The organism is Vibrio sp. 811, assembly GCF_033339195.1.
In genome coordinates this window covers 1-509 of the sequence record NZ_JAWOUB010000995.1, presented here as the reverse complement: position 1 = coordinate 509, position 509 = coordinate 1, and the positions used below count along the sequence as shown (strand labels likewise).

General features: G+C 52.3%; 1 pseudogene. It reads right to left on the bottom strand.

Annotated features, from left to right (window positions below):
* A pseudogene (locus R7Q46_RS30545) lies at positions 1-509 on the bottom strand (catalase-peroxidase); the annotation flags it as partial.

The following is a 509-nucleotide window of genomic DNA, read 5'->3' as shown; positions in this document are numbered from 1 at the left end:
GCCGTTTGCGCCACCACGTTTGTCAGACAGACGGAACGTGCGTGCGCTGTCCCAAGCGGTTGTGACCATGTCACTAACCAATAACCCACTGGCTGCGATTTTGGCTTTTACCGCGTCTACATCGTAGTTTGCGTTGCCGTGAGGAACCGGATCTTGCCAGATGAGGTCTTCTTGCGGGACATCAGGGCCGATGTAGCGAGCCTTAGGCCCCATGTCTCTGTGCGTTAATTTAAACCAAGCCCGAGCAAAGGTGTCGGCGAAATAGGCCGGGTCGCTATGGAAGCGTTCTGAGATTTTGCGATACTCCGGATCCATCTTCATCGCCATATCGGCGTCGGTCATGATTGGGTTATGCCGAACGTTAGGGTTTTCAGGATCGACCGGTTTGTCTTCCTCTTTAATGTCGATAGGTTCCCATTGCCATGCGCCGGCTGGGCTTTTTTTCAGTTCCCAATCGTAATTTAACAGCAGATGAAAATAGCCGTTATCCCATTGCGTTGGCTGGCTTG